The sequence below is a fragment of the Conyzicola sp. genome, from assembly GCF_057073975.1.
Genome location: NZ_JBXMIS010000010.1, coordinates 1 through 4,743 on the forward strand (window position 1 = coordinate 1; position 4,743 = coordinate 4,743).

General features: G+C 65.4%; 10 protein-coding genes. 1 reads left to right on the forward strand and 9 read right to left on the reverse strand.

The genetic code is table 11. The annotated features are described in order from the left end of the window. Positions 1–267: 6-phosphogluconolactonase (locus AC14A7_RS00695; RefSeq protein WP_484005960.1), on the forward strand; the 267-nt coding region annotated here is incomplete at its 5' end. A 15-nt stretch (positions 268–282) separates the two neighbouring features. Here AC14A7_RS00695 and AC14A7_RS00700 read toward each other — a convergent pair. From AC14A7_RS00700 to pgk, 9 genes are all read right to left on the reverse strand, one after another. Continuing rightward, positions 283–684 (reverse strand): roadblock/LC7 domain-containing protein, encoded by a 402-nt coding sequence (locus AC14A7_RS00700; protein WP_484005961.1) that lies wholly within the window; start codon positions 682–684, stop codon positions 283–285. Continuing rightward, positions 681–1,247 (reverse strand): GTP-binding protein, encoded by a 567-nt coding sequence (locus tag AC14A7_RS00705; protein WP_484005962.1) that lies wholly within the window; start codon positions 1,245–1,247, stop codon positions 681–683. Before AC14A7_RS00705 ends, AC14A7_RS00700 begins: the two co-directional genes overlap by 4 nt. A gap of 4 nt (positions 1,248–1,251) precedes the next feature. Further along, entirely contained in the window at positions 1,252–1,866 is a 615-nt protein-coding gene (locus tag AC14A7_RS00710; protein WP_484005963.1) for a hypothetical protein, read from the reverse strand. Between the two features lie 122 nt (positions 1,867–1,988). Continuing rightward, positions 1,989–2,543 carry a hypothetical protein gene (locus tag AC14A7_RS00715; RefSeq protein WP_484005964.1) on the reverse strand — a complete coding sequence of 185 codons (555 nt, stop codon included), beginning with the start codon at positions 2,541–2,543 and terminating at the stop codon, positions 1,989–1,991. Between the two features lie 145 nt (positions 2,544–2,688). Further along, positions 2,689–3,048, reverse strand: coding sequence for a roadblock/LC7 domain-containing protein (locus AC14A7_RS00720; RefSeq protein WP_484005965.1), 360 nt, complete (start codon positions 3,046–3,048; stop codon positions 2,689–2,691). A gap of 38 nt (positions 3,049–3,086) precedes the next feature. Then, positions 3,087–3,452, reverse strand: a complete 366-nt coding sequence (locus AC14A7_RS00725) for an RNA polymerase-binding protein RbpA (RefSeq protein WP_484005966.1) — start codon at positions 3,450–3,452, stop codon at positions 3,087–3,089. Positions 3,453–3,469: 17 nt separating this feature from the next. Beyond that, entirely contained in the window at positions 3,470–3,718 is a 249-nt protein-coding gene (gene secG, locus AC14A7_RS00730) for a preprotein translocase subunit SecG (protein WP_484005967.1), read from the reverse strand. A gap of 75 nt (positions 3,719–3,793) precedes the next feature. Further along, on the reverse strand, positions 3,794–4,585 hold the full coding sequence (tpiA, locus tag AC14A7_RS00735) for a triose-phosphate isomerase (protein WP_484005968.1): 792 nt from the start codon (positions 4,583–4,585) through the stop codon (positions 3,794–3,796). Next, the coding region (pgk, locus tag AC14A7_RS00740; protein ID WP_484005969.1) for a phosphoglycerate kinase at positions 4,585–4,743 on the reverse strand (159 nt) is incomplete at its 5' end. The genes pgk and tpiA, both read right to left, overlap by 1 nt.

Sequence of the window (4,743 nt, forward strand, 5' to 3'; positions counted from 1 at the left end):
TCCCCCAAGCCACCGTCGGAGCGCCTCAGCCTCACGCTTCCGGTCATCAACAGCTCTGAGCGCATCTGGGCGGTGCTGGCAGGTGCCGACAAGGCTTCCGCACTCGGTCTCGTGCTCGCTGGCGTCAGCGCCAACGAGGTGCCAGCGGCGGGAGCGAACGGCGTGCGCCGTACCGACCTCCACGTCGACAGTGAGGCATCGGCAGAGGTGCCAGAGAGCCTGACGACGACGGAGATCTACTGGACGGCCGCCGACAGCCCTGAGTGACGCGCCCGGGCCGGTTCAGGCGTCGAGAACCTCGGCCATCTTGCTCGCGTAGCGCCGGGCGATCGACAGCGCTGCGCCGATGGTCGCGTCGTTGTCGAAAAGCGCGGACAGCACCATCACGTGCCCAGGCACTCGCAGCTGCACGACGTAGCCCTTGACGGCCGAGATGATGATGTACTCGGTGTTGCCAATGCGCAGCTCGTGCGCGACGGCGTCGCCGAGCGCCTGCATGGAGCTCGCCATGCTGGCGAACCGCGGGCCGTCGGTCGTGCGGCTCGGCAGCCGCGCGACGTCGAAGCCGTCGTCGGTGAGGAACGCGGCGTAGACGAGCGACACCGAGACGCTCTTCATCTCCGTGAGGATATCCGCGGCCGCCCCGGTCACAACCGGATTGTTCTGCGCTGCCACCTTCGTCATGCCTGTACCTCTCCTAGATCTCCGAATTCTGCCCTGGCCTCGATGCTCACGATGAGCGAGAGCAGGACCATCTGCATGTGATCGCCGTCACGAGGATCGACGGTGAACACGGGTACGGCCATGTCGGGGTGCACGCGCTCTAGTGCATCCGCGTAGTCCTTGACCGATGGCTCCGGCGAGATATCCGACCGCGAGACGCCGACGACGACTCCGCCCTTGTCGTAGAGCTCCCGGAAGTCCTCGATGAACGTCAGCATCTCGGATATTGGGTCTGGCGCATCGTTGTTGACCAGAAGGATCATGCCTTCTGCGCGCTGCTTGAGAATGTTCCACATGAAGTCGAAGCGCTTCTGCCCCGGAATCCCGTACATGCGGATCTTGTCCTCTGTGTCGAGGACGATCTCTCCGTAGTCGAGGGCGACGGTCGTCGTCGGCTTGTCGACGCGGTCCCGCTCCGAGTTGTTCGCCTCGGTCGATATGACCTCGGTCTCGCTCAGGCTGCGGATCGCGGTGGTCTTGCCAGCCCCCATGGGACCGGTGAACAGGATGACGTGCTCAGCCACGGGGTCACCGCCCCAGTCGGGCGCGAAGGCGGGCGAACAGGCTCTTGCCCTGCTCCTGCTGCGGGGCCTCGACGATGACCGGTGCGGCCACCTCTGAGGAGTACTTGAGCAGCTGCATGAGGCTGAGGGCGTTGATGAGGTCCTGTGCGACAGCGACCGTCGTCTTGGCCGCCGCAGCGAGCTCAGCCGCCGTGAAGTAGGCGTTGCCGAGCGCTGCGAGCATGTACATCTGCTGCATGCTGTGCATGTGCCGCGGCATGTTGGGCCAGCGCGAGAGGCGAACCCGCTTGCTCTGGTCGAGCCACGACGCCGGCGCACCCTCGAAGGCGTTGTTTCCGAGAACCCAGAGCAGGCCGTCGAGGTTCTTAGGAGTAGCGGAGAAGTCTGCCGCGGGGTGGCTCGCGATGCCGAGGCCGGTCATGCCGACCGGGAAGTCTTCGAGGGGCCGTGGCCACTCGAAGTTGTACCGGGGAATGTCGATCTGGAGCATCTCGCGCGAGCCGAGGACGACGGTGAGCACCACGGCAGCCGACTGCTGCAGCGCGGCATGCACCGACGCCGCTACCTCGCCCCAGGTTCCAGCCCCGGTTGCTGGGGGGCGATTCGAATCGAGGGTCACTCTGTGCTCCGTTCAGTGGTGACGGCGCGTTGCAGCGTCCGCCTGGTAGTCCACGCCATCGCGGCGTGTGTGCGAATTGCTTCGCAGGGATCGTCACGGTCGCCCGTCATCGGGCGGCTCCGCTAGATCGTCAGCTTGTCGCCCGCCTCCGAGGCCTTGAACCGCGCCATGGCGAGACTCGACCGTTCCTTGTCGACGATGAGGTAGAGGAAGATCCTCGGGTTGTTCATGAGCGGGCGGATGATCTGCAGCTGCGTCGAGAGTGTGACGAGCAGGTCTTCGACCTCGTCATCCAGTCCGAGCGTCTTGACGGTGGAGCGACGGGCACGCAGCATGACGGAGGCACCGGCGGCTGCAAGCTCGAGGTCTTCCACGATGCCGGCGTTGCCGAGGATCATGCCGGTGTCGCCGTCGACGAGCGCGACGGACATCGCTCCATCGAAGGCGATGACGTCATTGAGAGTGTCGTTGAGGCTCGGGCCGCTCGAGACGACTGCAACCGCTTCCGGTGCCTCGGCAGAGGCCGGCTCAGAAGACTCTTCCTTGCCGGTGGGAACGAACGCATCGAGCTTCGATGACCAAGACCGAAAGTCTGGCTCGTCGTAGTAGTCGTCGGGCACGTATGGCTCTGGCGCCTTGCGGAGAAGCCGGCCCACGCCTCGGGGTTCGTTCGCCATGATCGCTCCTTCGTAGCTCTCGGGACATGCTAGAAGGGCTGTGTTCTACGACACTGGACCCCACTGGTTCCGATGCTACGCGGCCCTCTGTGGCACCGCAGTACCCCAGTTGTAGGGCATTTGGGGGACTAGACCCGTCTGTCGGCTAGAGCGCCAGTCGCGCTTCGCACTCCGACACACGAAAGCGTGCGAGCGCGAGGTTTGCCTTGGCCTTGTCGAGGGTGACGAAGAGGAAGATCGACGGGTTGGCCTTGAGCGGACGCATGATGTCGTACTGCGTCGACAGCGTGATGAGGATGTCGTCGATGGTCGATTCGCGACCGAGAGCCTTGAGCGACTTCAGCTGCGCCCGAACGACCTCGGTGTTGCCTGCAGCGATGACCTCGATGTCGAAGGACTCGCCGCTCTGGCCGAGGATCAGGCCGGACTCGCTGTCGACGAGCGCAGCGGTCTGAGCGCCGGCAAGCTCGACGAGCTCATCCAGTGCATCGGTGATCTTCGACATGACGGCTCCTCAGACGGCGGGCAGGTGTGACGAGGGTACTACGCCTGGGTGGCGGTGCCGCGGCGGGCGCGCAGCTGGTCGAGCGCTTCCGCGAGAAGGGACTCTGCCTCTTCTTCGCTGCGACGCTCCTTCACGTAGGCGAGGTGCGTCTTGTACGGCTCCAGCTTGGCTACCGACGGCGGGTTGTCCTTGTCGCGACCAGCAGGGAGCCCGCTCTGCGGGGAGTCGATCGTGACCGGGATCTCGTCGTCGGGCAGGTTCGCCGCGAAGGAGCGAACTGTCTCGTTGCCCAGCTCGTCCCAGTAGGACACCTGGATGCGCTCCGCGTGGAATCCGCGATCCTGCTCGCCCATGGGGCCAGCGCCAACGCGCGAGCCTCGAATTGCACTTCCGCCAGATGCCATGATCTACTCCCTCGCGCTTACGCGCCGGTGAAGCGGGTGATGAGCCCGAGAACGACGATGCACAGCAACCAGAGGATGCCGAGGAACACGGTGATGCGGTTGAGGTTGCGCTCTGCCACACCGGATGCACCGAGGTTGGAGGTGACGCCGCCGCCGAACATGTCGGAGAGGCCGCCACCACGCCCGCGGTGCAGCAGGATGAGCAGGGTCAGCAAGAGGCTAGTGATCCCCAGAATTACCTGGAAGATGACCTGGATGATGTCCACTACAACCCTTTCAACCGCGGCAGATTGCCGCACGCAAGTATAACCGCTGTTCGGCGGCCCAATCGGACGGGAAAACTAGACCCCGACGTGCTTCTGGAAACGCGAGATAGCGGCGAACTCTGCGACATCGAGGCTCGCGCCGCCCACGAGGGCACCGTCTACGTTCGGCTGGCGCATGAAGCCCGCGATGTTGCCCGACTTGACGGATCCTCCGTAGAGGATGCGCGTGGCATCCGCGACGTCCTGGCCGAGTACCTCGGCGAGAACGCCTCGGAGCGCCGCACAGACCTGCTCTGCCTGCTCTGGCGTCGCGGCCTGGCCGGAGCCGATGGCCCAGACGGGCTCATAGGCGATGACGATGTCGGTCGGCGCCGTGATCGCGGCAAGGGCGGCACGCAGCTGGGCGACAGGAACCGCGCTCGGCCCGTGGGTCTCGAGGTCGTCTGCCGTCTCGCCGACGCAGATCACGGGCACGATGCCGTGCTTGATGGCTGCGGCTGACTTGGCCGCCACGATCTCGTCGCTCTCCGCGTGCATGGTGCGTCGCTCGGAATGCCCGATGATCACGTACTTCGCGTCGAGCGCCTTGAGGAACGCACCCGAGATCTCGCCCGTGTACGCGCCAGAGTCGTGCTGCGAGACGTCCTGTGCGCCGAAGACCAGCTCGAGCTTGTCGGCCGAGATCAGCGTCTGCACGCTGCGCAGGTCGGTGAATGGCGGGAACACCGCCACCTCCGCGCCCGCGAAGTCGTGGTTGGCGTCCTTGAGGGTCCACGCGAGCTTCTGCACGAAGGCGATCGCCTGCAGGTGGTCGAGGTTCATCTTCCAGTTGCCCGCCATGAGCGGGGTCCGCGTCTGCGTGGCCATCAGGCCTCCTCCTCCAGGACGGCGATGCCGGGGAGCTTCCTTCCCTCCAGGAACTCGAGGGAGGCGCCTCCGCCGGTCGAGAGGTGGTCGAACGAATCCTCCAGGCCGAGCTTGCGGACGGCCGCCAGGCTGTCGCCGCCGCCGACGACCGTGAAGGC